The following is a 3,996-nucleotide window of genomic DNA, read 5'->3' on the forward strand; positions in this document are numbered from 1 at the left end:
TGCGCCTCCGGTTCGGCCTGCGCCTCCGGTTCGGCCTGCGCCTCCGGTTCGGCCTGCGCCTCCGGTTCGGCCTGCGCCTCCGGTTCGGCCTGCGCGGCGGGCTCGGCCTGCGGTGGCACGTCGGCCGGCGGCCCGGTGACCGCCGGATCCCCGTCCCGGCCGGTGCCCGGGGTGCCCCCGTCGGCCGGCCGGTCCGCCCCCGGCTGCGGCTGCGACATCGCGGCAATCTCCTCTCGCGCCGGTAGCGAGGTTAGTACCGCCCCGCCACCCCCGACGAATCCACCGGCGCCGGCCGTCCCGCCCGTCGCCCCTGTGGATCAAGAGGCGTCGGACCGGCCGGGGATCTCGACGCGAACCTCTTGGTCAACGGGTCGGAGGGCCGGGTGGCGGGGTGGCGGTGCGGCGTGGTGGGCGGGGGAGCAGCGCGTACGCTTGGGCATCATGAGTGCCCCGTCGACGACGCCGCGCCCGGTCGCGGCCAATTCCGTGTGGCCCCGGCTGGAGCCGCTGCTGCCCCAGGTGACCAAGCCCATCCAGTACGTCGGTGGCGAGCTGGGTGCGGTGGTCAAGGACTGGGACGCGGCGACCGTCCGGTGGGCGCTGATGTACCCCGACGCGTACGAGGTGGGCCTGCCCAACCAGGGCGTGCAGATCCTCTACGAGGTGCTCAACGAGCTGCCCGACGTGCTCGCCGAGCGGACGTACGCGGTCTGGCCGGACCTGGAGAAGCTGATGCGCGCCCACGGCGTGCCGCAGTTCACCGTCGACGCGCACCGGGCGGTGCGCGACTTCGACGTGTTCGGCGTCTCCTTCTCCACGGAGCTGGGCTACACGAACCTGCTCACCGCGATCGACCTGGCCGGCATTCCGATGCTGGCCGCCGACCGCACCGAGGCCGACCCGGTGATCGTGGCCGGCGGGCACGCCGCGTTCAACCCGGAGCCGATCGCCGACTTCGTCGACGCCGCCGTGCTCGGCGACGGCGAGGAGGCGGTGCTGGAGATCACCGCGATCGTCCGGGACTGGAAGGCCGAGGGCTGCCCCGGCGGCCGGGACGAGCTGCTGCTGCGGCTGGCCCGCACCGAGAGCATCTACGTGCCGCGCTTCTACGACGTGGACTACCTGCCCGACGGCCGGATCCAGCGGGTCGTGCCGAACCGCCCCGACGTGCCGTTCCGGGTGCACAAGCGCACGACCATGGACCTGGACGCCTGGCCGTACCCGAAGAAGCCCCTCGTGCCGCTGGCCGAGACGGTCCACGAGCGGTACGCGGTGGAGATCTTCCGCGGCTGCACCCGGGGCTGCCGGTTCTGCCAGGCCGGCATGATCACCCGCCCGGTGCGGGAGCGCTCGATCACGACGGTCGGCCAGATGGTGCAGCAGGGCCTGGAGTTCTCCGGCTTCCACGAGGTGGGCCTGCTGTCGCTGTCGTCCGCCGACCACTCCGAGATCGGCGACATGTGCTCCGGCCTCGCGCAGCAGTACGAGGGCACCAACGTCTCGCTCTCGCTGCCGTCGACCCGGGTGGACGCCTTCAACATCGACCTGGCCCAGGAGCTGTCCCGCAACGGCCGGCGGACCGGCCTGACCTTCGCCCCCGAGGGCGGGTCGGAGCGGATCCGCAAGGTCATCAACAAGATGGTGTCGAAGGAAGACCTGATCCGCACCGTGGTCACCGCGTACACCAACGGCTGGCGGCAGGTGAAGCTCTACTTCATGTGCGGCCTGCCCACCGAGACCGACGCCGACGTCCTCGAGATCGCGGACATGGCGCACGAGGTCATCCGGGCCGGCCGGGCGGCGACCGGGTCCAAGGACATCCGCTGCACCGTCTCGATCGGTGGCTTCGTGCCGAAGCCGCACACCCCGTTCCAGTGGGCCGCCATGGAGCGGCCGGAGGTCATCGACGGCCGGCTCCGGCTGCTCAAGCAGGCCATCAACAGCGACCGTTCGCTGGGCCGGGCGATCGGCTTCCGCTACCACGACGGCGAGCCGTCGCTGATCGAGGGCCTGCTGTCCCGGGGCGACCGCCGGGTCGGCGCGGTGATCCGCAAGGTCTGGGAGAACGGCGGCCGGTTCGACGGCTGGAGCGAGCACTTCTCCTACCAGCGCTGGGTGGACGCGGCGGCCGAGGTGCTGCCGTCCTTCGGGGTGGACCTGGACTGGTTCACCACCCGGGAGCGCGACGAGCTGGAGGTCCTGCCCTGGGACCACCTCGACTCGGGCCTGGACAAGGACTGGCTCTGGCAGGACTGGCAGGACTCCCTTGCCGAGTACGAGCAGGACGACTGCCGCTGGACGCCCTGCTTCGACTGCGGCGTCTGCCCGGCCATGGACACCGAGATCCAGATCGGCCCGACCGGCCGGAAGCTGCTGCCGTTGACCCCGGTCAACGGGCTGAAGCTGCCCACCGGGGCCCAGCACTAGCACCACCGACGCACACCGGAGCGCGGGAACCCCCACGGGGCTCCCGCGCTCCGGCACATTCCGGGACTCCTCGCCCGTCGATGTCCCGTGACGCGGGGTGGGGGTGCCTCGACTGGCCGTCAGTCGATACGCTGCGTCCGTATTGGACCGGCTGTGGGCCGGCAGCGGGGAGGGCAGCAGCATGGGTGACATCAGGCCGCCGGACACCGGCGATCTGCACGTCAGCGTCGAGGACCTGGACGCCGCGGCGGAGTACGTCGAGCGCCTCAAGCAGTACGTCGACGACACCATCGGCTACGAGATGGAACGCATCAAGGAGCGGATGAAGGGCGACAGCAACAACGCGCAGACCGTGCCCAACGGCACGCCGTTCGGCGCGTACGAGGACGCCCGCATGCAGTGGCAGGCGCTGACGAAGTCGACGGCGAACATGGAGGGTCACCTCAAGGCGCTCTCCACCAAGCTCGCCACCCTGAAGCAGGGCACCGAGGACATCGCCAAGGCGTTCCGGGACACCGAGGCCCGCAACGCCGCCAACGGCAAGGAGATCGAGCGGATGCTGGAGTCCGCCGCCCCGCCGCCGGCGACGGGCGAGCAGCCCACCTACCCGTACACGGCCTGAGGGGGAGAAGGTCATGGCTGGAGGAACCTGGGAGCGGTGCGTCCGCGAGGTGACGCTGTCGGCGGACCCGGAGACGGTCGGCTCGGTCGGTGCCGGGTGGAGCAGCCTCTCCACCGGCCTGGGCTACCTGCGCGACGCGCTCGTCGGGCGGTCCTTCGTCGGCCCGATCGCGCCCGGCCAGGAGCGCCCGCACAGCGGCGGCCTGCCCGGTCTGCTCGCCGGCTGGAAGGGCAGCGGCGGCGACGCCTACCGCGAGCACCTGGGCGAGATCGGCAAGGAGATCGAGGATCTGATCACCCATGCCAGCAACGTCAGCGGGGCGCTGTCGCGGATCGAGGGTGACATCCGCAAGTCGGTGGCGAGCATCCCGATCCCGCTGATGGACGACTTCGGCTGGAACGAGTGGAGCCTGCCCAACGGCACCGAGCTCGACGACGCCCGCGACGGCGAGAGCGCCTCGGGCTTCCTCGCCGCGCTGCGCAAGGACTATCAGAGCAACCCCGCCTCGTACGCCGACGGCGCGTTCCGCGACAAGGCCGACGACCTCGAGGCGACCATGAAGGTCGACGGCAACGCCGACGACAACAAGCGCGGCGGCTGGTGGGACACCAAGTCGCACCTGGACAACTGGTACCGGGACAACCAGCAGGCGGCCAACAGCGCCATGTCGCCGCTGCCCACCGCGGTGGAGACCGAGCGGCCCAAGCTCATCGTGCCCAGCCCGAAGAACGACGTCGACGACTACCGCCCCGACGACCGCAAGCCGCCGTCCGGCCTGCCTGGTGGTGGCGGCGGTGGTGGCGGTGGCGCGGGCGGCGGCTTCGGTGGCGGCGGGCCCTCCCTCGGCAGCACCGGCGTGGGCGGCGGGGGCTCCTTCGGCGGCGGCGGCGGATCCCTGACGCCTCCGCCCACCACCGGCGGCCCGGACTTCGGTGGCGGCGGGGCCG

The 3,996-nt window shown here is 71.9% G+C and carries 2 protein-coding genes and 2 pseudogenes; 3 read left to right on the forward strand and 1 reads right to left on the reverse strand.

Annotated elements, in window-relative coordinates; all coding sequences use genetic code 11:
* Positions 1-218: pseudogene (locus B0E53_RS38830) on the reverse strand (hypothetical protein); the annotation flags it as partial.
* 223 nt (positions 219-441) lie between these two features.
* Here B0E53_RS38830 and B0E53_RS33825 point away from each other — a divergent pair.
* The 3 genes and pseudogenes from B0E53_RS33825 to B0E53_RS33835 all read left to right on the forward strand — a co-directional run.
* Complete coding sequence (locus B0E53_RS33825) at positions 442-2,427, forward strand: TIGR03960 family B12-binding radical SAM protein (protein ID WP_107079634.1); 1,986 nt, start codon at positions 442-444, stop codon at positions 2,425-2,427.
* 181 nt (positions 2,428-2,608) lie between these two features.
* Positions 2,609-3,049 carry a hypothetical protein gene (locus B0E53_RS33830; RefSeq protein ID WP_107079635.1) on the forward strand — a complete coding sequence of 147 codons (441 nt, stop codon included), beginning with the start codon at positions 2,609-2,611 and terminating at the stop codon, positions 3,047-3,049.
* Between the two features lie 13 nt (positions 3,050-3,062).
* Positions 3,063-3,996 (forward strand): annotated as a pseudogene (locus B0E53_RS33835) (hypothetical protein); the annotation flags it as partial.

It is taken from the genome of Micromonospora sp. MH33 (genome assembly GCF_003013775.1).
In the GTDB taxonomy this organism is placed as follows: Bacteria; Actinomycetota; Actinomycetes; order Mycobacteriales; family Micromonosporaceae; genus Micromonospora; species Micromonospora fulviviridis.